This is a genomic window from Streptomyces sp. NPDC096193 (assembly GCF_040302905.1).
In the GTDB taxonomy this organism is placed as follows: Bacteria; Actinomycetota; Actinomycetes; order Streptomycetales; family Streptomycetaceae; genus Streptomyces.
The window spans coordinates 166,518-188,909 of record NZ_JBEOSJ010000017.1; the positions used below are offsets into that span (position 1 = coordinate 166,518).

Sequence of the window (22,392 nt, forward strand, 5' to 3'; positions counted from 1 at the left end):
GAGCATCATGATCACGTTGACCAGCGCGGACATCGCGCATCCCTCCCGGAGGCCGAGCACGTTCACCTTCCTGGAGCTGAAGCCTAGGCCCGTACTTGAACGCGTTCAAGTAGCGGAGGTGGCGGTGGTCCGGCAGAACTTGAGAAATGCATCGGGAGAACAAGGAAGGTGGGAGAGGTTCGTGCGTCCCGTTCGTCGTCGGTACTCCGCGGCCATGGCTCTGGCCGTCGCGCTCTCACTCGGACTCCTGACCGCCGGCTGTGGCGGCGACAGCAGTGCGGCGACGGACACCGAGGAAGAGGTGCTCCTCCAGTCGGCGACCGCTCCGGGGCCGCATCCCTTCACGGCGTCGACCGTCCGCTCCCTCTCCTCGCCCGCGCCCGACCCGCCGGCCCCGTCGGTCGCCACGAGCACTGAACCCGCCCGCGGTCAGAGCCTGCGCACCCTCTCGGGCGGCACCCCCGGTCTCTACGGCGGCACCGAGACCATCGGCAGCTGCGACATCGAGCAGCAGATCACCTTCCTCGGCAAGGACGCGGCGAAGCAGCGCGCCTTCGCCGAGGCCGCCGGGGTCTCCGAGGCGAAGCTGCCCGCCCATCTGCGCGCCCTGACCCCGGTCGTCCTGCGCGCCGACACCCGGGTGACCGGCCACGGCTTCGAGGACGGGTCGGCGGTCGCCCGGCAGTCCCTGCTCCAGGCGGGCACCCCCGTGCTCGTCGACGAGTACGGCGCGCCCCGCGTCCGCTGCGTCGGCGGAAATCCGCTGAAGCCGCCGGTCGCCGTCAAGGGAGCCGTGATTCACCAGGGCAGGCCGTGGACGGGATTCCGGTCGGACCGGGTCGTCGTCATCAAGCCCACCGCCCAGGCCGTCGACACCCTGATCATCGTCAACATCCTCGACAGCACCTGGATCGAGCGGAAGACCGGGAGCGACGGTGAGAAGGACAGAATGCCCGAGGTGCTCCCGCCCGTCGCCCCGGACGACATCTTCACCTACCCGCCGGCCATACCGCCCCAGCCCGACGGCGCCACTCCGCCGAGCGCTCCGAGCGAGCCCGCAGCCCCCCGCGACCCGTCCGGCCCGGCCGAGTCCCCGTCCGGTCAGAACGTGGCCCCGCCGGCCGACCCGCCGAGCGAGGAACTGCCACCGGCCGATCCCGACATGCCCTCCGAGGAGGACGTCGATCCTTCCGATCCGAACCTGCTCGTCCCCTTCGACGAGCCGTCCGAACCGGACACCTTCGAGGGCTGAGCGGGCCGTCCGAACCAGTCGAAGAATCGGACGAATGATGGCAGAGTGGCTCCATGGTTGACCGGGCATCGGGGGCTCTGTCGCTTCCCGACGACTGGCCTGCCGACCCCGATCTGAGCCTGATTCTCAACCGCATGGGGCTCTGGGACTGGGATCTGGCCAGCGGGCTGATGCACATGGACGAGCCCGCTCTCGAGGTGTTCGACGTCCGTCCCGAGGAGTACGACGGCCGGCCGGAGAGCCTCGCCTTCCGCGTGCCGCGCGACGAGGCGGTGCGGCTCGACGCCATGGTCGCGCAGGCGCTGAAGACCGGCAGCGACCACTACGGCGCGTACTTCCGTATCCGCCGCCGTGACGGAAGTCTGCGCTGGACCCACACCCAGGGGCGTGTCCGCCGCGACGCCCAGGGCCGGCCGGTGCGCATCATCGGCATCGTCCGCGACGCCACCGAGGAGCTGGCCGACTCCTCCGCGCGGATCGCGGTCGACATCGAGCGCCGCCGGCAGACCAGCGTCGTCGAGAGCACCACCGCCGCTCTCGCCCACGCCAGAACCGTGCAGGACGTCATCGACGTGCTCAAGGACTCGCAGGGGCTCGAGCACTTCGGCGCGACCAGCCTGGTGATGGGACTGCTGGAGTCGGGCGGGCGCATCCATCTGGTCGCGGAGGGGCCCGAGGGATCGTTCGTGCCGGGAACCCGCTACACCCGGGTGGACGAGCAGTACCCGATGAGCGAGGTGGTGCGCACCCTGGCTCCCCGCTTCATCGAGTCGCCGGAGGACTTCGCCACCTCCTATCCGGTGCTGTGGCCGGAGATCGAGGGGCTCGGCGTCGAGGCCGCCGCCTATCTGCCGCTCATCGCCCAGGCGCAGCCCATCGGAGCGCTCGGACTGCTCTACCGCGACAAGTCCGGCTTCAGCGCGGAGGAGCGCAACGTACTGGTCGCCCTCGGCAGCAGCATCGCGCAGAGCCTCCAGCGTGCCGTGCTCTACGACCAGGAGCACGACCTCGCGGAGGGGCTTCAGCAGGCCATGCTGCCGCGCAGGATCCCCCAGGTCCCCGGGGCCGGGATCGCCGTGCGCTACCGCTCGGCCCGGATGGGCCGGGACGTCGGAGGCGACTGGTACGACGTCATCACCCTGCCGGGCGGCCGGGTCGGGGCGGTCATCGGCGACGTGCAGGGCCACGACACGGACGCCGCGGCGGTGATGGGGCAGCTGCGCATCGTGCTACGGGCGTACGCGGCCGAGGGCCACACCCCGGCCACCGTGATGGCGCGCGCCTCCGTCTTTCTGCACGAGCTGGACACCGACCGGTTCGCGACCTGCATGTACGCCGAGGTCGATCTGACGACCGGGGTGGTCCAGGTGGTGCGCGCCGGGCACATGGACCCCCTCATCAGGGACGCGGACGGCAACTGCCGCAGGGTCCCGGTGGAAGGCGGACTGCCGCTGGGACTGTCGGCGGAGTTCGGCCGGCTCGAATACCCGGTCAACACGGTGGAGCTGGACCCCGGACAGACGCTCATCCTCTACACCGACGGTCTGGTCGAGATGCCCGGCGCGGACCTCGACGACGGACTGCAACTGCTCACGGCCCTGGTCCGCGCCGGCCCTCGTGATCTCCAGCTGCTGGCGGACCATCTGTGCGACGTGGTGGAGGAGCGGGGCGGCGACGACGACGTGGCGCTGCTGCTGCTCCGCCGCAAGGGCGCGTTCGCTCCGCGGGCGGGCGGCCGGCTGCGTCAGCACGTCGCCCAGAACGACCCGGAGGCGCTGCGCTCGGCCCGGCACATGGTCCGTGCCGCCGTACGCGCGTGGGGCGCGCGCGAGCGCGCCGACGAGATCGAACTCGCCGCGGACGAGATGATCACCAACGCGCTGATGCACACCGACGGAGGTGCGATCGTCACGGTGCGGGTCCTCTCCGGGCCGCAGCGGCGGCTGCGGGTGGAGGTCGAGGACCGTTCCAGCGCGCTGCCGCGGCGGCGGGACGCGGGCGAGTCAGGAGTCTCCGGACGGGGGCTTCTGCTGGTGGACCGACTGGCCGATGCATGGGGGGTGGAGTCACGCGGCAGTGGCAAGTGCGTGTGGTGCGAGTTCACCGTCCCGGACAGAGAGGGCGGAGAATGAGGATCCGATGTTAACTGTCCGTGAACTGATTGTACTTGACCGTAACCGACCGAAGACGATTGACTTCGCACTCCCTGGCTATCTAGGACATGAGGACACCGTGAGCAGCGAGCTTCTCGCCCCCCTCGACCTGGCGTTCTGGCACCTCGAATCCGTCGGCCACCCCATGCACCTCGGTGCCCTCGCCTTCTTCGGCTCCGCCGAAGGGGACAGGAGCGACGACGAGGTCCTCGACCTGCTCGCCACCCGCGCGGCGGCGATCCCGCGGCTGCGGATGCAGGTACGCGACGTCCTGCTGCCCGTCGGCGGGGCCGCCTGGTCGGTGGCCCAGGACTTCGACGTGACGCGCCATGTCCGCCATGTGCGCCTTACGGCGGGCGACTTCACCGCCGCTGCCACCGGCATCGCCGGTGAGCTCATGGAGCGCCCGCTGGCGCGCGGACTCCCGCCGTGGGAGATGTACCTCCTCACCGGCGAGCCCGGTGGCCCCTTCGCGGTGCTCGTGAAGCTCCATCACGCCCTCGCCGACGGGATGCGCGCGGTCGCCATCGGCGCCGGCATCTTCGACGAGATCGCCGGCGCCCGCGGGATGCGGGCGCGCCGGTCCCGGCCGGTGCCGTCGTCGTCGTGGCGCAGCGTGCCGGGACAGCTCATCGGCTTCGCCCGGGACCGTATCGACGACCTCGGCAACGCCGTGGGGGTCGGGGCCTCCGTCGTACGGGCCAGCCGCCTCGACTCCCGTGGCATGCCCGCCCTCGCGGCGGGCTCCAGCGGCACCCGCAGGCTCGGCACCGTCGCTCTCGACCTCGACGACGTGCAGCGGGTGCGCAAGGCCGTGGGCGGCACGGCCAACGACGTCCTGCTCGCCATCGTCGCCGGGGCGCTGCGCCGGTGGACGCGGGAGCGGGGAGACCTGCTGCCCACCGCCGACCCCCGGGCGCTGGTGCCGGTGTCCCGGCGCAGGCCCGGCAGCCCGGCCGGATCCGGGAACCGGCTCTCGGCGTACCTGGTCGACCTGCCCGTCTCCGATCCCGACCCCCGTTCGCGGCTCGATGCCGTCCGGATCGCCATGAACCGCAACAAGGCGGCGGGACCGCTGCGCGGAGCCGGGGCCGTCGCCGTGCTCGCCGATCAACTGCCGCCGCTGGCCCACCGGTTCGGTGCGCCGCTGGCGGGCGGTGCGGCCCGGATGCTCTTCGACGTACTGGTGACCAGCGTGCCGCTGCCGCGCTCGGCCCTGTCGCTGGGTGGCTGCCCGCTGCTCTCGATCTATCCGATGGCGCCGCTGGCGCGCGGTCAGTCGCTGGCCGTCGCCCTGACGACCTACGACGGGCAGGTGCACGTGGGTCTGGTGGCCGACGGCAAGGCCGTGCCCGACCTCGACCGGCTCGGCCGCAGCGTTCAGGACGAACTGGCGGAGCTGCTCGACATGGCACTGACGCTGTGAACCGATGTGTCCGAAAGATCGGACACATCGATCCCTTCCGGCAACATCTCGCCCCTTCGCGGGTGTTGACGCCCTGAGTGATCCGATGAATATTCGTCGGTGATCGATGAAGCGACCGTCGGGCTCGGTGCGGCCGGGTCGGCGGACGTCAGGCGAGGGGGCAGCAGCGGGATGCGACGAAGCACGCTCGGCCGCAGCACGGTCGAGATCACCGAGCTGTCCTTCGGTGCCGCGGCCATCGGCAACCTCTTCTCCCCGGTCGCGCCCGAGGAGGCTGCGGCCGCGGTCGACGCCGCCTGGGACGTGGGCATCCGCACCTTCGACACGGCTCCGCACTACGGTCTCGGCCTCTCCGAGCGCAGGCTCGGCGAGGCCCTGCGCGGCCGGCCCCGTGACGCGTACACCCTCTCCACCAAGGTCGGTCGGTTGCTCGAACCCTGCCCGGCCGACGGCGACGACCTCGCCCACGGCTTCGCGGTCCCGGCCGACCACCGGCGCGTCTGGGACTTCAGCGCCGACGGCGTGCGCCGCAGCATCGAAGCGAGCCTCGTCCGCCTCGGCCTCGACCGGATCGACATCGTCCATCTCCACGACCCGGACGACCACGAGGAGGCTGCCTTCCGTCACGGCTATCCGGCGCTGGAGAGACTGCGTGCGGAAGGTGTGGTCGGTGCGATCGGAGCCGGTATGAACCAGGCCGCCATGCTGACCCGGTTCGTCCGTGACACCGACGTCGACACCGTGCTCTGCGCCGGTCGCTACACCCTCTTGGACCAGAGCGCCCTCGCCGAACTGCTGCCCGAGGCCGAGGGCCGCGGCACGAGCGTCATCGTCGGAGGGGTCTTCAACTCGGGGCTCCTCGCCGACCCCCGCCCGGGCGCCACCTACGACTACACGGCCGCACCCGACGACCTCCTGCGGCGGGCGCTGCGGATCGAGGCCGTCGCCGTACGACACGCAGTACCGCTGCGGGCCGCCGCACTGCACTACTCACTCGCCCATCCGGCCGTCGCCGGTGCCCTGGTCGGCACCCGCTCCGCCCGCGAGGTCCGGGACGCCGCCGAACTCCTCGCCCGGGACGTCCCGACCGCCCTGTGGGACGAGCTGCTCGCCGAGGGGCTCCTGCCGAAGGACGGTCCGCTGCCGACGGACGGGGACGCCCGATGAGAGTGGCCCTGCACACCGCGGTCCGCGCCGACCGCATCGAGCAGTACGAAGCCGCCCACCGCGAGGTCCCCGCCGAGTTGACCGAGGCAATCCGCGCCGCCGGCGTCACCTCCTGGACCATCTGGCGCAGTGGCACCGACCTCTTCCACCTCCTCGACTGCGAGGACTACGCCCGACTGCTGGCGGCGCTCGAAACCCTCCCCGTCAACATCGCCTGGCAGGCCCGGATGGCCGAACTACTGGACATCGTGCACGACTACACCGCGGACGGCGCCGAGGCCGGACTGCCCGTCGTCTGGGAGCTGTGAACCATGGCCGCCGTCGATGCCCACCACCATGTCTGGGACCTCTCCGTCCGGGACCAGGACTGGATCACCGGCCCCGATCTCGCGCCCCTGCGCCGTCCCTTCACGCTTGAGGACCTGCGGTCCGAGGCGCGCGCCGCCGGAGTCCGCGCGACCGTGCTCGTCCAGACCGTCACCGTCGCCGAGGAGACACCGGAGTTCCTCGCGCTCGCCGACGGCAGCGACCTCGTCGCGGGGGTCGTCGGCTGGACCGACCTCACCGCTCCCGACGTCGCCGACACACTCGCCGCGCTCCGGGAGGGGCCGGGCGGTGACCGGCTCGTCGGCATCCGCCACCAGGTGCAGGGCGAACCCGACCCCGCGTGGCTGCTGCGGGACGACGTCCGGCGAGGGCTCGAAGCCGTCGCGTCCGCCGGCCTCGTCTACGACCTGCTCGTCCAGCCGCGTCAGCTGCCCGCCGCGGTCGCGGTGGTGAACCGCGTCCCCGGCCTCACCTTCGTCCTCGACCATCTGGGCAAGCCCCCCATCGCGGCCCGGGAGCCGGAACCGTGGGCGAGCCGGGTGCGTGCGCTCGCCCAGCGGCCCAACACCGTCTGCAAACTCTCCGGCATGGTGACGGAAGCCGCCTGGGCGACCTGGACCACCGCCGATCTCGCCCCGTACGCCGAGACGGTCATCGAGGCCTTCGGGCCCGACCGCCTCATGTTCGGCTCCGACTGGCCGGTCTGCCGGCTCGCCGCGAGTTACGCGGACGTCGTGGAGGCCGCCCGTAGCCTCACCGAGGGCCTGAGCGAGGACGAGCGCTCCGCCGTCTTCGAGACCACCGCCTGCCGGGTCTACGGACTCCCGTCGGGATGAACCTGCATCCCTCCGGCCCCTGCGGCACCCTGGAGGCATGCCGGAGCTGCCCGAGGTCGAAGCGCTGAGAGAGTTCCTCGACACCCACCTGGTGGGACAGGAGATCGCCCGTGTCCTGCCGCTGGCGATCAGCGTGCTGAAGACGTACGACCCACCCCTGTCCGCGATCGAGGGCGCCGAGGTCACCGCCGTGGAACGGCGCGGCAAGTGGCTCGACATCACCGTCGGCGGCCTGCACCTGGTCACCCATCTCGCCCGCGCCGGCTGGCTCCAGTGGAAGGACGAGGTCCCGGCCGCGCCGCCGCGCCCCGGCAAGGGCCCGCTCGCCCTGCGCGTCGTGCTCGCCTCCGGGAGCGGCTTCGACCTGACCGAGGCCGGCACCACCAAACGGCTCGCCGTCCATCTCGTCCGCGACGCCGGTGAGGTGCCGGGCGTCGCCCGCCTCGGCCCCGATCCGCTGGCCGACGCGTTCGACCGCGACGCGTTCGCCGCGCTGCTCGCGGGGGAGCGGCGGCAGATCAAGGGCGCGCTGCGGGACCAGAGTCTGATCGCGGGGATCGGCAACGCCTACAGCGACGAGATCCTGCACGCCGCGAAGATGTCGCCCTTCAAGCCGGTGCGGAATCTGAGCGAGGACGAGATCACCACGCTGTACGAAGCCCTCCGCAGCACCCTCGGTGAGGCCGTCGAGCGTTCGCGCGGAGTCGCGGCGGGACGGCTCAAGGCGGAGAAGAAGAGCGGTCTGCGGGTCCATGGCAGAACCGGTCAGCCGTGCCCGGTCTGCGGCGACACGATTCGCGAGGTGTCGTTCAGCGACTCCTCGCTCCAGTACTGCCCCACCTGCCAGACCGGCGGCAAGCCGCTGGCCGACCGCAGACTCTCGCGGCTGCTGAAGTAGCCCGCCGGCCGTGCGCGCCCGCGCCCGGGTCGGCTCCGGACCGTCACTTGATCGTCAGCAACGGCTTGCCGTCGAACGTCCGCACTTCCCAGCGGCCGATGTCACTGCTCGCCAGGTCGGTGCCCCCCTCGATCTCCAGGGGCTTGGCATGACCGGGGACCTCCGTGCCGTACCCGCCCTGGGGAACGCGCCAGCTGAGCACCGGATGCTCGATACCGTCCTTGCCGACGGCGACCAGCCGGCACGAGCCGGGCCCGGTGAGGCCCGAGAGCCGCATCGCGACCGCGGTGCCCCACATCCGGTCTTCCACGAAGGCGGACGCGGTGACGCCGGAGCCGGCGTCCTTCACCGTGACCTGCTTGCCCGCCACGGCCGGCGGGGCGGGGTCCTGCGGGGTCCGCATCGCGAGCGCGCCCAGCGGCAGGGCGACGATCAGGGCCGCCACCGCGGCGACCAGCCGGAGCCTGCGTCTGCTGCTCCGTCTCCGCATCAGCGCGACCTCCTCGGTCAGCCGCTCCAGCAGCCGGGGCGAGGGCCGGGACGCGATCACGCCGGGTCCCGTGAGGTCGGAAATCGCCGAAGCGACCGACGAGAAGTCCGAGAGCTGTACTGTGCACAGCACGCACTCGGCGAGATGCTCCTCGAAGCGGAACGCGTCCCCCGGTTCCAGCACGCCCAGCGCATAGGCGGCCACGTCCTGGTGCCGCTGCTGCATGCCCATGGCGTCCTCGATTCGTCTCTGGCCGTGCTGTGTCCGTCGCGGTCGGTCGCCGTTGAATACGGATCAGGCGCGTTCTCTGCTCAACCGCGGCCACGAAAGACGAACTGTCTTCGCGGACCTCTTCCCGCGGGCGAAGAACCGTGGCCCCGGCGATCGGGGCACGCCTAAACTCCGCAGCATGCTGCGTGTACTGGCGGTCGACGACGAGAAACCGGCGCTCGAGGAACTCCTCTATCTGTTGCGTTCCGACGCCCGGGTCACGAGCGCGGAGGGGGCGACGGACGCCACCGAGGCGCTGCGCCGGATCAGCCGGGCGCTGGAGGCGGGACCGGACGGTGAGGACGGCATCGACGTCGTCTTCCTCGACATCCACATGGCCGGACTCACCGGGCTCGACGTCGCCAGGCTGCTCGCGGGGTTCGCCAGGCCGCCGCTGATCGTGTTCGTCACCGCGCACGAGGGCTTCGCCGTCCAGGCCTTCGACCTCAAGGCCGTCGACTACGTCCTCAAGCCGGTACGCAGGGAGCGGCTCGCCGAGGCGGTGCGCAGGGTGCGCGACCAGGTACTCACCGCCCACGAGACCCGGCACCCGGAGCCGGAGACCGGGGTGACCGTCCCCGCCACCCGCGCGCCCGTGCACAACACCGCCGAGCAGATACCCGTCGAACTGGGCGGTGTCACACGGTTCGTGTCGGTCGACGACATCGCCTACGTCGAGGCGCAGGGCGACTACGCCCGGCTGCACACGCGGGACGGCAGCCACCTCGTCCGCATCCCGCTGTCCGCGCTGGAGGAGCGCTGGGCAGCCCGCGGCTTCGTCCGCATCCACCGCAGCCATCTCGTCGCGCTGGCCCGGATCGACGAACTGCGCCTGGACGCGGGGACGACGACGGTCCGGGTGGGATCGGCGGAACTCGCCGTCAGCCGGCGTCATGCGCGGCAGCTGCGGGACCTGCTGATGCGGCACGCGGGAAGCTGACCTTCTGCGCGGGCCGAAGGAAGCCGACTCTTGCCCCGGTCGAAGGAGGCCGACCTCTTGCGCCGGCTGCCCGAGGACCTCGTCCGCACAGGTGACCGGTCGTGCCCCGCCGCCCCTTCACCGAACGCGTTTCGCCGACCGTTCACCGGACGGGGACAACCGTTCGTCGCGGGAGCGGCCCACCCGGCGACGGGCGTCATCCGCTGGCCGAGAGACGAGGGGATTCGACGCACCGGGCAGCGGCAGCGCCCTAGCCTTGATCAAAAGGTAAAGGGGTCTGATGTCCGACATCGAAGCGCTGCTCGCGGAACTGCGGAGCCTGCCGGCGACCCCGGCGTCCGGCCCGGGTGACATCGAGGCGCTGCTCGCCACGGTCAAGAGCGCCGCGGGGCGCTGGGCGGACGTGCTGTACGAGATCCGTCAGTCGGCCCAGGGCCTGGTCGGCCCGCGCGCCGAGGCGGCCCTCGAAGTCGCCTTCCGCCGGGCGGAGGAGTCGTACGTCGAGCTGGAGATCGCGCTGAAGGACTGCGGCCGGCGGCCCGGCCCCTGACAACTGCCTGGTCAGAACAGGTGGATGGCGAGATGACTCAGCGGCAGGCCCAACTGCCAGGCAGGCATCCATATCTGTTGGCGCTCGTCGACGGACGCGTCCAGCGGATTCGCCGGGTGCCACGGTTCGGTGTCGCCGAGGTCGGCGGCGAGCAGTTCGGTCTGCCGCAGCCACTTCCATGAGTCCCGTGCCAGGGCGAGATCCGGATCGGGTCCGCCGCCGAGCTGCCGCTCCCGCTCGCCGCGCGCGTCGAGTCTCTCCCGTGCCCAGGCCGGCCACGGATGCCCGTACGAGGTGAGGTTCAGCCACTCCTCGATCCTGGACACCGCCCGGACACCGGCGAGTTCGTCCGAACCGTCACAGAGGTAGATGGTCAGGGCCAGCGTCTCCCGGCCGGCCCGGTATTCGAGCGAGCCGCCCTCGACGAGGGCACCGGTGCGGAGCATCTCGTCGGCGATGTACTCGGCGCAGAGCCATGCCATGGGGACTGCCAGCGCGCCTCCGCTGGTGCCGTTCGTGCTCTCGGGCTGCAACCTTCCCACCTTCTTCCGGACGACGTCGTGTGCCGACTCGGAGACGAGCCTCCACCGTGTGACACGGCTGGGGGCGCATCTTTACTCAACTTCACCGTGAGGTTTCGCATACTGTCGCCCCTTGGCCGTGGCCCCAGGGAGACAGGGACACCGACGGGACATCAGGGGCGCACGTGACTGCGCCGCAGAGGTTTGGAGTCCGCGGCGGGGCGGGTACGACGACGCCCGCTCCGGAGGGGAGCGGGCGGTTCGTGCCGTGCGGCAGGCCTCTCAGCGAGGATCGCGTCCGATGAGTCCGAGGAGCCGGTCCTGGAGGGGAGCGTCCTCGGGGACGGGTACCTCGGGGCCGAAGACCTCCACTCCCGGACCGAACGCGCCGGGCGTCCGGAACTTCTCCATCACCTCGGCCGGGATCGCGGAGGTGCCGCGCCACATCCGCTCGACGTCGTCGGCGGGCATCGTCTCGTCCTGGCCGGTTGCCCGCGCCAAGTCCCAGCCGTGCAGCACCAGGTCGTCACTGACGACACGGTCGATGTGCTGTTCGGCGGTCAGCGGCCCGCTGGGCGTCTCGCAGGGAGCGGACGCGAGCTCGGGGTCGTCGAGCACGGCCTCGACATCGGCGCGTGCGGCCCGGAAGGCGGCGAGAGGGTCCTTCTCGACGGACGGCGCACGGGAGGGACGGCGGCCGAGAGGGCGCAGCATGACGCCGTGCATCACGACGATGTGTTCGACGACGTCCCGGGCCGACCAACGGGCGCACGGCGACGGGTTGTCCCACTGGTCGGGCCGGACCGCGGCGACCTTGCTCTCGAAGTGGTCGGCGTGTCTGCGGTATCGGTCGGCGATGTCGGTCATCGGCCCGGTTCCTCTCAGCCGTCGGGTGTGGCGAGCGCGTGGCGTAGGGCGGTGAGGGCGTCTTCGTCGGTGACACCGAGGTTCCTGGCGGCGACGGCGAACCGGCGGGCGTGGTCGGCGAGCCGGGTGGCGGCGTCGGGGGCCGCCGAGACGGCGGCGACGCGGGTGCCGGAGCCGCGCCGGCTGTGCACCAGGCCGGCCGACTCGAGTTCGCGGTAGGCGCGGACGACGGTGTTGTTGGCGAGACCGAGGTCGGAGGCGAGCTGGCGCACCGGCGGCAGCTTGTCGCCCTCGCGCATCCGCCCGACCGCGATCAGATCCGCGAACTGCTGTCTGATCTGCTCGTACGGGGGCACGGGTGTGGCCGGGTCGACCCGGATCGTCAGGCCGGTGGCCGTCACGGACGCTCCGCGATGTGCGCCTGCGGCAGCAGGAGGGCGCCCAGGCACCAGCCCGCGGTCAGTGCCGAGACGAACGCCACGATTCCGAGGCCCCAGAGGCTCACGGTCTCCATCCAACCACCACAGCTCAGGCTGAGCATCGCGGTCGCCATGGTCAGCGACACGGCGAACAGCGGGGCCGCCGTCAGCAGACCCCACGCCCCGACCGTCGCGCGTGCCCTGACCCGGCGCTGCTCGTCGTCGGCTGCTCGCATCGTGATGCGCCGCAGCGTCGCGGCGCACACCGCGGTCCCGACGGTGAGTCCACCGAGCACCGGCCAGGCGTAGTACGGCCCGGGCCAGGGCCCCACCAGCTGGTCCGGGCCGCCGCAGGCGGCGGCGACGGCGCGACCCGCGTGCCCGGCGGCGTCGGTGGAAGCGGTCGCGACGGCGACGATCAGGAGGAGGACGAGCAGCAGGGCCTGTACGAGGAGGGTCCATGCCAGCCCCCGCGGAATGTGGTCACGTATCCGGCGGGGGGCCACCGAGGCCTGACGCACTCCGCGCGCCACCGGATGGGCGACCACGTCCGCCAGGACCACTCCACCGACGGCGCAGATTCCGAGGACGGGGATGGCGTACAGCAGATCCACGTCCGACTCGGGGCTGAAGGTGACGAGCTTGTTGACCACGACACCTGCGGCGAGTCCGGTCCAGCGGACCGGGGTGTCGAGCCGGCTGCGCCAGTCGGTGCGGAACTCCGGTGTGGTGGACATGCGAACCCCCTGATGGCCGGTCATGCGTATCAATCGCTTGAGACAATCTGTCGACTGCGGGCCAACTGTGTCAAGCGATTGATACACCTGGCCGTGAGGGTCAGTGCCTCACGGCCGGGCGCGGGCGGGCGTAGCCGGGGAGGCAGCGGGCGAGAGCCCGCAGCGCGTAGTACGAACGCGACTTGACCGTCCCCGGCGGTATCCCGAGCGACTCCGCGGCCTCGTTGACGCTCAGTCCCTCGAAGTAGATCCGCACCAGCACCGCTTGGTGCTCGGGGCTCAGGGACTCGACCGCCGCACGGACGTCGAGGGCGGCGACCGCCGCCTCGGTGACGTCCGCCGGATCGGGGGTGCTGGCGAGGACCCCGTCGCCGATCTCGGTCGGGCGGGCGAGACGGGAGCGGCGTGCGTCGATGGCGAGACGGCGGCCGACCGTGAAGAGCCACGGCCGCATCGACTCGTACGGACCCTCGAAGGCCTCAGGGTGCTGCCAGGCGCGGACCAGGGTCTCCTGGAGCAGGTCCTCCGCACGCTGCTGGTCCCCGTAGGTCAGGCCCTGGAGGAAGCTGAGCAGTGCGGGGCCGTGCTCGCGTTGCAGGTCCGCCATCGCCCGCTCGTCGGTCGTCGCGGAAGCGGTCACGGTTGCCGTCGCCATTGCCAACACCCTTTCGCGCGGAGGTCGCTGCTACGTGGCGTATACGAACGCATCCGGGCGCGAAGGGACAGACGGCGCACCACTGTCTTCGGCGAGCGGTCGCTCGGAGCGACGAATGGTGCGATGAGCGGGTGGCCGGATACCGACGGCCGGTGAAACCGGCCCGGGACCCGGCCCACGAGCAGCCCGGGATCAGGCCCGATCAAGCGACCCGCGCGGCCGGGTCGCTGGACGCGCCCGGGCTCGAACGATGCATTCGGTGTGCCGTATCACGCCGGTTCGCACGAGACGGGAGAACACCATGGCACGCTGCCCGCGACAGGGCTCCACCCCGCTCGCTGACAGCGCTCGCGCGACGGGGGCCGACCAACCGCGCTCCCCGACCGCCGCCCGGCGCGGCCCGGTGCCTCAGCGCAACCCCTTCTCCCGCCCGGCGTCCTGAGACGTCGCCAGATCCGACTTCCGGTAGGAGTACGCGAAGTAGATGACCAGGCCGATCAGCAGCCATACCGCGAAGCGGAGCCAGGTTTCCCTGGCCAGGAACGTGATGAGCCAGATCGAGAACACCACACCGATCGCCGGGACGAACGGCATACCCGGGCAGCGGAACGTACGCGGCAGATCGGGTCGCCGGTAGCGCAGCACAATGACCGCCACGCACACGACCACGAACGCCAGCAGAATGCCGATGTTGGTCAGTTCCGCCGCCTCGCCGATCGGCAGGAAGCCGGCGATCGCCGCCGAGGCCACCCCGACGATCCAGGTCACGCGCGTCGGCACATGCCGTGTCGGATGCGTCTTGGCGAACCACTTGGGCAGCAGCCCGTCGCGGCTCATCGAAAACCAGACACGGGTCACGCCCAGCATGAACGTGAACATCACCGTGAGGATGCCGATGATCGCGCCGACGGCGATGACGTCCGCCAGACCGCCCAGTCCGACCGACTTGAAGGCCGTCGAGAAGCCGCTCTCCGGGTCGATGTCCTTGTAGTTCTGCATACCCGTCAGTACCAGGCACGCCAGGACGTACAGCACCATCGAGATCGCCAGCGAGTACAGGATCGCCTTCGGCATGTGGCGCTGGGCGTCCTTGGACTCCTCGGCCGCGGTCGACATCGCGTCGTACCCGAAGACCGCGAAGAAGACCGTCGCCGCGCCGGTGAACGCCCCGCTCACCCCGAACGGGAAGAACGGGTTGTAGTTCGCGGTCTCGATGTGGAAGACGCCGACACCGATCACCAGCAGGACGACCAGGACCTTCAGCACCACCACGACCGTCTCGAAGCGGGCCGCGTTCTTGATGCCGAGCGTCAGCAGGTAGGCGATCAGCAGACACAGGATCGCGGCGAACAGGTCGATCCGGTGTCCGTCACCCGTGCCGGGCGCGCCCAGCATCCAGTCCGGCAGCTCGGCGCCCGTCTCGCCGAGCAGGAAGTTGAAGTACCCGGAGATGCCGATGGCGACGACCGCCACGATCGCCGTGTACTCCAGCAGGAGATCCCACCCGATGAACCAGCCCGCCAGTTCGCCGAGTACCGCGTAGCCGTAGGTGTACGCCGACCCCGCCTTCGGGATGAGTCCCGCGAACTCGGCGTAGGAGAAGGCGGCTGCCGCACTCGCCACACCGGCGATCAGGAACGAGATGACGACCGCGGGGCCCGCCGTGCCGTTGGCGACCGTGCCCGCGAGGGTGAAGATGCCGGCGCCGATGATGCCGCCCACACCGATCGCGGTCAGCTGCCACAGGCCGAGCGTTCTGGTGAGCTGTTCGGCCGTGCCGCCTTCCTCGATGCGTTCGATGGGCTTGCGCCGCAGTACGCCCTGCCCTGACCACAGGCCTGCCATGACTCACCTCTCCGAAGGTCTGGTGGGACCGATGGCGGCTCATGATGGTGCAGGTCCGGCAGGGACGGAAGACGCCGGGCGGAATACGGAGCCGAGCACTCCGCAGGGACCTCCGGACGGCCGAACGGAAGGTCAGGGAACGACGGTGACGGGCCAGCGTCCGGCCTTGACCAGCCGCACCGCCACAGAGCCGATGAAGCGGTGACCGGCCGACTCCGACGCCCCGACGACCACGGCGTCCGCCTTCAGTTCGTCGGCGGCGGTCACCAGGCCGCTGTAGGGATCGCCGCGGAAGGTGTGAAACTCCCAGCGCACCTCCCAGATCTCCCGGACGCGCTCGGCGGCCGACCGGATCTCGGCCACCAGCCCTTCCGCTATCTCCTCCGTGGTGTCCGCGATCGGCACCCCCAGCGCCGCACCGGTGGTCATCACCGGCTGGACGTACACGACCGCCAGCAGGGCGTTCTGGCGGCGGGCGAGGCCACTGGCGTACGCCGCCGCCCGCAGGGAGGAGTCGGAACCGTCCACACCGGCGACGATGACCTTCGGGCCGTCGGTGCCGCGTTCGAAACGGTGAGGTCGCTGCTCAGTCACACAGCCGAGGCTATCCGCTCCCGAGAGGCGGGCCGTGGCCGGTCTCCGTACAGTCTGATCATGAGTGTCACCGTGCAGGAGCCCTCTCAGGCACGCGGCCCGATGCTGAGCCGGGTCCCGAACGCGTTCGCGATCTTCTTCGGCCTGCTGGGTGTGTACTGCATCCTCATCTCGCTCATCCCGCCCCTGCGTCGCCTGCTCGCACCCGTCTCGCGCTTCCTCGACCAGGTCGCCGTCCCCGTCAGCGCGAACCTCGCCTACGCCGTCTTCCTGCTGCTGCTCGCCGCGGCCGTCGCCGCCCGCAAGAAGACCGCCTGGTGGCTGGTCGTCGTCTATCTGTCGCTGGTGCTGCTCACCGACATTCTGGGTGTGGTCTTCGACCGCGAATGGGGCTGGGTCGCCAACCTGGTGCTGTGCGCGCTCGCGCTGGGCGTTCTCATCGCGGCCCGCAAAGAGTTCTATGCCAGGACCAGACGCGGTTCCCTGCGCCGGGCGCTGATGGTCCTCGTCCTCGGGCTGGCCACCGGTGTCCTCGCCGGCTGGGGACTGGTCGAGCTGTTCCCGGGGTCCCTGCCGCAGTCCCAGCGGCTGGTCTGGTCCGCCAACCGTGTGCTCGGCGGGCTGGTCTCTGCCGGCCAGTTCGACGGATCCCCGCCGCGCACTCTCTACTTCCTTCTCGGCCTGTTCGGCGCGATCGCCCTCCTCTGCGCCGCGGCCACGCTCTTCCGCTCGCAGCGCATGGAAGCCGCCCTGCACGGCGACGAGGAGGACCGGATCCGTGCCCTCCTCGGTGCCTACGGCTCCCAGGACTCGCTCGGCTACTTCGCCACCCGCCGCGACAAGGCCGTCGTCTTCTCGCCCAACGGCAAGGCAGCGGTCACCTACCGCGTCGAGACCGGCGTGGCTCTGGCCAGTGGCGACCCCGTGGGGGACCACGGTGCCTGGCGGCAGGCCATCGACGCCTGGCTGGCGGTGGCCAAGCGCCACGCCTGGGCACCGGCCGTGATGGGAGCCTCCGAGGACGGCGCGAAGATGTTCGCCCGCGCAGGCCTCGGCGCCATCCAGCTCGGTGACGAGGCGATCCTCCAGGTAGCCCGGTTCGACCTCAACGGTCGCGACATGCGGGTCACCCGGCAGGCCGTGAACCGGGTGAAGCGCACCGGTGCGACCACGCGCATCCGCCGGCACTCCACCCTCACCGAGGAGGAGATGCGGCGCGTCGTCGACAAGGCCGACGCCTGGCGGGACACCGAGACCGAACGCGGCTTCTCCATGGCGCTCGACCGGCTCGGCGACCCCGCCGACGGCGACTGCCTGCTCGTCGAGGCCTTCGACGGCGAAGGCCGCCTGACCGCGCTGCTCTCCTTCGTGCCCTGGGGCAGGGACGGCATCTCGCTCGACCTGATGCGCCGCGACCGCGCCGCACCCAACGGGGTCATGGAGTTCATGGTCGCCGAACTCTGCGGCGAGGCCGCGAAGCTCGGCGTACGCCGCATCTCCCTCAACTTCGCCGTCTTCCGCTCGGCCTTCGAAGAAGGCGCCCGCATCGGTGCGGGCCCCGTCCTGCGGATGTGGCGCAGGCTGCTCCTCATCTTCTCCAAGTGGTGGCAGCTGGAGGCCCTCTACCGGTCGAACGTGAAGTACCAGCCGGAGTGGTTCCCGCGCTTCCTGTGCTACGGCGACGCGGGCTCCCTGGCGCGGGTCGGTCTGGCCTCGGGCATCGCCGAGGGCTTCGTCTCCGTCCCGAGCCTGCGCAAGCGTTTCGGCCGAGGCCGGCCGGGCGCCCGCAGCGGTGTCACCAAGCCGGTCACCACCGAGGGCCTGCCCGCCATCGAAGCGCTGGGGCTCGTGGGCCCGGACTCACCGGCGGAGGAGAGGGAGCGGCGGCTCCCCGACCAGGTGCGCGTCCGCCACAGCAAGCTGGCGCGGCTGCGGGAGGCGGGCACCGATCCGTACCCCGTCGGCGTCCCCCGGCGCACCGACACCCTCGCCGCGATCCGCGCCGCCCATCCCGCGCCGGTACCCGGGAGCCGGACGGGCACCACGGTGACGGTCGCGGGCCGGGTCATGGTCGTACGCGACCTCGGCGGTGTCGTCTTCGCCGTACTGCGCGACTGGTCCGGTGACCTCCAGCTCGCCTTCACCCGGGACAGCACCGGGGCTCAGGTGCTGGGGTCCTTCACCTCCGACATCGACATCGGCGACCACATCACCGCGACCGGCGAGGTCGGCGCCAGTGACAAGGGCGAGCTGTCGGTCTTCGTGACGGCCTGGCGGCTGACCGGCAAGTGCCTGCGCCCGCTGCCCGACAAGCGGCGCGGTCTCGCCGATCCCGAGGCCCGTGTCCGCCGCCGCTATCTGGACCTGGTGTCGAGCCCGGACGCACGGGACGTCGTACGCCGGCGTTCCACCGCGGTCCAGGCACTGCGCCAGGGTCTTCTGGAGCGCGGCTACCTCGAGGTCGAGACCCCGATGCTTCAGCAGATCCACGGCGGCGCCAACGCCCGTCCCTTCACCACCCACATCAACGCCTACGACCTCGACCTGTACCTGCGTATCGCGCCCGAGCTGTATCTGAAGCGGCTGTGCGTGGGCGGCATGGAGAAGGTCTTCGAGATGGGCCGCACCTTCCGCAACGAAGGTGTCTCCTACAAGCACAACCCCGAGTTCACGATGCTGGAGGCCTACCAGGCCTTCGCCGACTACGACGTGATGCTCGATCTGACCCGGGAACTCATCCAGGGCGCGGCGACCGCGGCCTTCGGCTCGCCGGTCGCCCACAAGGCGGACCGCGACGGCAGGCTCGTCGAACACGACATCTCCGGCCCGTGGCCGGTCAAGACGCTCTACGGAGCGGTGTCCGAGGCGCTCGGCGAGGAGATCGACGCCGACACCGAGGAGACCGAGCTGCGCCGGCTGTGCGACGGAGCGGGGGTACCGCACACGCCCGGCGACACCCGCGGCGACGTGGTGCTGGAGATGTACGAGCGCCTGGTCGAGGAGCGGACCGTCATGCCGACCTTCTACAAGGACTTCCCGACCGATGTGTCACCGCTGACCCGGCAGCACCGGCGCGATCCCCGGCTCGCCGAGCGGTGGGACCTGGTCGCCTTCGGTACGGAACTGGGCACCGCGTACTCGGAGCTGACCGATCCGGTGGAGCAGCGGCGCAGGCTCACCGCTCAGTCCCTGCTCGCGGCGGGCGGCGACCCGGAGGCCATGGAGATCGACGAGGACTTCCTGGACGCCCTGGAGTACGCGATGCCGCCGACCGGAGGACTGGGCATCGGCGTCGACCGCCTCGTCATGTTCCTCACCGGGCTGACCATTCGCGAGACTCTTCCCTTCCCTCTCGTACGCCGGAACTGATCTCGTCCGTCTGTCCGAACAGGTCGGCTCGAACGGGTACTTTCGCAGCCGCTCGACGTGTTGATACAGCGCGCGTACTGACAGTCGTGCGAGCAGTTGGTCATGAAAAAGGATCAGATGCTTCCGGGGCGTCGGTCGGCGCTCCGCATCGTCGCCTGTCTCGGCGCTGCCGCCACGGCGGGGCTGCTCGTCACCGATCGGTCGGGGACATCCGGCGGGGCGGCCGCCACCCGCCCGGCCGGGGGCCCCCAGATCGCCTCCGGGCCCCGGGCGGCCGCCGGTCCGTACGTCCGGGCGTCCGCGTACCGGCTCCAGCCCATGACGGCGTACACCCCGCCGAGATACCGGCGGGCCCAGCCGCCGGTGCGTCAGCGCCCGTTCCTCAAAATGTCGGAGGCCGGCCGGACGATGGTCCTGACCTTCGACGACGGCCCCGACCCGCGCTACACCCCGGACATCCTGCGCACCCTGCGCGAGTACGACGTGCGCGCGATGTTCTTCGTCTGCGGCGAGATGGCCACGGACAACCGCGATCTGCTCCGCAGGATGGCCGACGACGGACATGTGGTGGGCAACCACTCCTGGTCCCATCCGCTGATCACGAAGCTGCCGCCGTCCGGCATCCGTACCGAACTGGGCCGCACCAGCGAGGTGATCGAGGACGTGCTCGGCACACCGCCGCTCTGGTACCGGGCGCCTTTCGGGGCCTGGAACAAGCGCTCCTTCGAGATCGGCTCCGAACTCGGCATGGAGCCGCTGGCCTGGACGGTCGACACGCTCGACTGGACCGAGCCCGGGACGAGGACGATCGTGCGCCGGGTGATGGAGGGCGCCGGGCCCGGGGTGGTGGTCCTCTCGCACGACGCGGGCGGCGACCGCGCGCAGAGCGTGGCGGCCCTGCGCAGTTATCTGCCGAAGCTGCTGGACGACGGGTACCGGATCACCGTCCCCCGGCGTTGAGCGGCCCCGCCGCGGCTGCTCGAAGCGCAAGGCGCCCGAGGTCAGAGGGACTTGACCATCCGAGCGAACACGACGACGTTCCCGTCGTAGCCCTGCGTCTTCGAGTAGCCGCCGCCGCAGGTGATGACGCGGAGCTCGGCGTAGCCGGTGTCGCCGTAGACGCGGCTGCCGGGGAAGTTCTCCTTGGAGAACACCTCCACTCCGTACACCTCGAAGACGGCCGTCTTGCCGTCGAACCGGCTCACCTCGATCCGCCCGCCCTTCTCGAGCGAACCGAGGCCGTAGAAGACGGCCGGCCCTGAGAGGTTGTCGACGTGGCCGACGACGACCGCGGTCCCGCGCTGACCCGGGGCGATGCCGTTCTGGTACCAGCCGGCCATGTTCGGGTCCTCGGGCGGCGGTGCCTCGATCCAGCCGTCCGGGTCCAGGCCGACGTTCATGATGGGGGCGTCGACCTTGAGCGAGGGGATGTGCACCCGGGCCGCGGGGGCGTAGCTGAGGGCCTTCGGAGTGCGGAGGGGAACGAACGTCTCGCCGTTGGGCCGTCCGAGTGACGCCGCCGCGGCCGGCTGGGGCGGACCCAGGCCCACGTCCACGCCGTTCTTCATCATCGCGATCCCCGTGAGCATCACCAGGGCCACCACGCCCCAGGGCGAGCGTTTCCTCGACACCGAGCCGTTGTAGTCCTCGCCCATGATTCTCCCTTTTGTCATCTTTTCCAGGCGCCTGTAGGCACGCTAAGTGAGCGTTACGGGACTGGCGAGGAGGGAAGGGCGAACGGGTGGCAAGGGCCAGTCGGGGTGACCCATCCGTGTCACCGGGCAGATAAAACTCCTGACGGTCTGTGACCTGCGAATCCGTCAGTCACGTCGGCGTGTCGTCGGCGTGTCGTCTCACCGGGGTGGACCAGCGCCGAAATGCGAAGAAAGGTGCCGACAGTGAGGGTTCGTCATGGAAGGCGTACTCGTCGAATTTCCCGGGGCGCCGCTTCGGAGCGTCTTCCGCTGGAGGTTCACGATGCGTGCTTCACGCACTCTCGCAGTGGCCGCGGCCGCGTGCGTGGCCGTCGGGCTGTCTGCCCCGCTGGCCGCCGCCGGCGGTGACAACAACAACAATGACCAGGGCCCGATCAGCGTCACCATCAACCCGAGGACGGTCCACCAGGGAGGCGCGCTGACGATCAGCGTCCGGGGCTGCAACCGGGGCGGCACGGTGGCGTCCAACGCCTTCCGCCAGGTCCACCTCTCGGCGAACCGCGGCGGCATCGCGACCGCGATCGCCCGGATCAACAGCAACGCCTCGCCGGGCCAGTACAACCTGGCCGTCCGGTGCCACAACAGCACCGGCGGCAGCAGCAACAGCAACGACAACAACCACAGCGGCAACGGCAACAACGACGGCGACAACGACGGCAACGGAAACAACAACGGTAACGGCAACAACAACAGCAACAACCACAGCGGCAACAGCAACGGGAACGGCAACGGCAACGGCAACAACGACGGTAACGGCAACGGGAACGGCAACGGCAACGGCAACAACGACGGTAACGGCAACAACAACAGCAACAACCACAGCGGCAACGGCAACGGGAACGGCAACGGCAACGGGAACGGCAACGGGAACGGCAACGGCAACGGGAACGGCAACGGGAACGGGAACGGGAACGGGAACGGGAACGGGAACGGGAACGGCAACGGGAACGGGAACGGCAACAAGCAGAACAACAACAGCAACAACCAGAGTGGGAACGGCAACAAGCAAAACAACAGCAACAACAACAACTTCAGCAACAACTTCAACAACAACAACAATCAGACGCTGGCGTCGGGGCAGTTCATCGTTCTCACGGGCAGGGGTGCGCAGGGTGGTCTCGGCGGCTCGGTCGCGCCCAGCTCGGCCGAGATGGCGGTCGGAGCGGGCCTCGTCGTCACGGCGGCCGTCGGCGGCACGCTGTTCATCGCCCGTCGCCGCCGCACGATCAGCGGCAAGGCCTGACCGGCCGAACCTCCCCGGTCGAGCTGAACCGCCCGTCGCCCCACTCAGCCCGCCGTACATCGAGTTCAAGCGGGCCTATCTGCACGCCGTCAACCCGGCCGGCTTCGGCGCCATGGTC

General features: G+C 70.6%; 21 protein-coding genes. 12 read left to right on the forward strand and 9 right to left on the reverse strand.

The features are described from left to right. Nucleotides 1-214: 214 nt before the first annotated feature. The 7 genes from ABTX78_RS24195 (at nt 215) to ABTX78_RS24225 (ending at nt 8,059) form a co-directional block, all read left to right on the forward strand. Nucleotides 215-1,252 carry a DUF6777 domain-containing protein gene (locus ABTX78_RS24195; RefSeq protein ID WP_352208874.1) on the forward strand — a complete coding sequence of 346 codons (1,038 nt, stop codon included), beginning with the start codon at nt 215-217 and terminating at the stop codon, nt 1,250-1,252. A gap of 53 nt (nt 1,253-1,305) precedes the next feature. Continuing rightward, nucleotides 1,306-3,384 (forward strand): SpoIIE family protein phosphatase, encoded by a 2,079-nt coding sequence (locus ABTX78_RS24200; RefSeq protein ID WP_352208875.1) that lies wholly within the window; start codon nt 1,306-1,308, stop codon nt 3,382-3,384. Between the two features lie 100 nt (nt 3,385-3,484). Continuing rightward, entirely contained in the window at nt 3,485-4,831 is a 1,347-nt protein-coding gene (locus ABTX78_RS24205) for a wax ester/triacylglycerol synthase family O-acyltransferase (RefSeq protein ID WP_352208876.1), read from the forward strand. A gap of 171 nt (nt 4,832-5,002) precedes the next feature. Then, nucleotides 5,003-5,998 (forward strand): aldo/keto reductase, encoded by a 996-nt coding sequence (locus ABTX78_RS24210; protein WP_352208877.1) that lies wholly within the window; start codon nt 5,003-5,005, stop codon nt 5,996-5,998. Next, nucleotides 5,995-6,306 (forward strand): L-rhamnose mutarotase, encoded by a 312-nt coding sequence (locus ABTX78_RS24215; RefSeq protein WP_352208878.1) that lies wholly within the window; start codon nt 5,995-5,997, stop codon nt 6,304-6,306. The genes ABTX78_RS24210 and ABTX78_RS24215 overlap by 4 nt, the downstream gene beginning before the upstream one ends. Before the next feature lie 3 nt (nt 6,307-6,309). Beyond that, complete coding sequence (locus tag ABTX78_RS24220) at nt 6,310-7,161, forward strand: amidohydrolase family protein (protein ID WP_352208879.1); 852 nt, start codon at nt 6,310-6,312, stop codon at nt 7,159-7,161. A gap of 37 nt (nt 7,162-7,198) precedes the next feature. Beyond that, the gene (locus ABTX78_RS24225) at nt 7,199-8,059 is read left to right on the forward strand and encodes an Fpg/Nei family DNA glycosylase (protein ID WP_352208880.1); all 861 of its coding nucleotides are present in this window, start codon (nt 7,199-7,201) and stop codon (nt 8,057-8,059) included. 43 nt (nt 8,060-8,102) lie between these two features. Here the strand turns inward: ABTX78_RS24225 and ABTX78_RS24230 are convergent, their stop codons facing one another. Continuing rightward, complete coding sequence (locus tag ABTX78_RS24230) at nt 8,103-8,774, reverse strand: zf-HC2 domain-containing protein (RefSeq protein ID WP_352208881.1); 672 nt, start codon at nt 8,772-8,774, stop codon at nt 8,103-8,105. A 184-nt stretch (nt 8,775-8,958) separates the two neighbouring features. On the opposite strand from ABTX78_RS24230, the gene ABTX78_RS24235 reads away from it, so the two are divergent. After that, nucleotides 8,959-9,759 (forward strand): LytR/AlgR family response regulator transcription factor, encoded by an 801-nt coding sequence (locus ABTX78_RS24235; RefSeq protein ID WP_352208882.1) that lies wholly within the window; start codon nt 8,959-8,961, stop codon nt 9,757-9,759. 280 nt (nt 9,760-10,039) lie between these two features. Continuing rightward, nucleotides 10,040-10,309, forward strand: coding sequence for a hypothetical protein (locus ABTX78_RS24240; RefSeq protein WP_313942772.1), 270 nt, complete (start codon nt 10,040-10,042; stop codon nt 10,307-10,309). An 11-nt stretch (nt 10,310-10,320) separates the two neighbouring features. Here the strand turns inward: ABTX78_RS24240 and ABTX78_RS24245 are convergent, their stop codons facing one another. The 7 genes from ABTX78_RS24245 to ABTX78_RS24275 all read right to left on the reverse strand — a co-directional run bounded on the left by ABTX78_RS24245 (nt 10,321) and on the right by ABTX78_RS24275 (nt 15,947). Further along, nucleotides 10,321-10,842: a hypothetical protein gene (locus tag ABTX78_RS24245; protein WP_352208883.1), complete on the reverse strand. Its 522-nt coding sequence runs from the start codon at nt 10,840-10,842 to the stop codon at nt 10,321-10,323. Nucleotides 10,843-11,112: 270 nt separating this feature from the next. Then, entirely contained in the window at nt 11,113-11,697 is a 585-nt protein-coding gene (locus ABTX78_RS24250; protein ID WP_352208884.1) for a TIGR03086 family metal-binding protein, read from the reverse strand. Nucleotides 11,698-11,711: 14 nt separating this feature from the next. Further along, a complete protein-coding gene (locus ABTX78_RS24255; RefSeq protein WP_352208885.1) occupies nt 11,712-12,098 on the reverse strand; it encodes a GntR family transcriptional regulator in 387 nt (128 codons plus the stop codon). Then, entirely contained in the window at nt 12,095-12,853 is a 759-nt protein-coding gene (locus tag ABTX78_RS24260; RefSeq protein ID WP_352208886.1) for a hypothetical protein, read from the reverse strand. Before ABTX78_RS24260 ends, ABTX78_RS24255 begins: the two co-directional genes overlap by 4 nt. A 100-nt stretch (nt 12,854-12,953) precedes the next feature. Continuing rightward, nucleotides 12,954-13,508, reverse strand: coding sequence for a sigma-70 family RNA polymerase sigma factor (locus tag ABTX78_RS24265; protein ID WP_352208887.1), 555 nt, complete (start codon nt 13,506-13,508; stop codon nt 12,954-12,956). A 408-nt stretch (nt 13,509-13,916) separates the two neighbouring features. After that, nucleotides 13,917-15,353, reverse strand: a complete 1,437-nt coding sequence (locus tag ABTX78_RS24270) for an amino acid permease (RefSeq protein ID WP_352208888.1) — start codon at nt 15,351-15,353, stop codon at nt 13,917-13,919. 132 nt (nt 15,354-15,485) lie between these two features. Then, nucleotides 15,486-15,947 (reverse strand): universal stress protein, encoded by a 462-nt coding sequence (locus tag ABTX78_RS24275; protein WP_352208889.1) that lies wholly within the window; start codon nt 15,945-15,947, stop codon nt 15,486-15,488. A 60-nt stretch (nt 15,948-16,007) separates the two neighbouring features. On the opposite strand from ABTX78_RS24275, the gene lysX reads away from it, so the two are divergent. Both lysX and ABTX78_RS24285 read left to right on the forward strand, forming a co-directional pair. After that, on the forward strand, nt 16,008-19,316 hold the full coding sequence (gene lysX, locus ABTX78_RS24280) for a bifunctional lysylphosphatidylglycerol synthetase/lysine--tRNA ligase LysX (RefSeq protein ID WP_352208890.1): 3,309 nt from the start codon (nt 16,008-16,010) through the stop codon (nt 19,314-19,316). A 102-nt stretch (nt 19,317-19,418) separates the two neighbouring features. Further along, the gene (locus ABTX78_RS24285; protein WP_352208891.1) at nt 19,419-20,276 is read left to right on the forward strand and encodes a polysaccharide deacetylase family protein; all 858 of its coding nucleotides are present in this window, start codon (nt 19,419-19,421) and stop codon (nt 20,274-20,276) included. A 41-nt stretch (nt 20,277-20,317) separates the two neighbouring features. Here the strand turns inward: ABTX78_RS24285 and ABTX78_RS24290 are convergent, their stop codons facing one another. Next, complete coding sequence (locus ABTX78_RS24290) at nt 20,318-20,971, reverse strand: class F sortase (RefSeq protein ID WP_352208892.1); 654 nt, start codon at nt 20,969-20,971, stop codon at nt 20,318-20,320. A 322-nt stretch (nt 20,972-21,293) separates the two neighbouring features. Between ABTX78_RS24290 and ABTX78_RS24295 the strand changes: the two genes are divergently transcribed. Next, complete coding sequence (locus tag ABTX78_RS24295; RefSeq protein ID WP_352208893.1) at nt 21,294-22,274, forward strand: hypothetical protein; 981 nt, start codon at nt 21,294-21,296, stop codon at nt 22,272-22,274. Nucleotides 22,275-22,392 lie beyond the last annotated feature (118 nt).